Consider the following 320-nt stretch of genomic DNA (forward strand, 5'->3'; position numbering starts at 1 on the left):
TCAACCAGCTTTTATNCGTTCTGCTCTAGTAGAAAAGAAGACAAATGAAAATAATAATAGAGAAGAAAGTAAAAATGAGTTAGATTATCCAAATAGTTTTAAATTTAGTTATAAAGACTATGAAAAATAAATTAAGGCTTTTATAATATTTTTATTCTTTAATTATATTTCTCTATTTTTTTGAATATAATTTATGCGTCTTTTATTCATTTTATCATATTAAGAATATAAATNNNNCTAAAAGTATATAATCTATGAGTGACTTAAAAAATTTATTCAGAAAACTGGATGATATACTTCACGATATGGTTAAATATTCA

The sequence above is a fragment of the Candidatus Nanopusillus massiliensis genome (genome assembly GCF_920984865.1).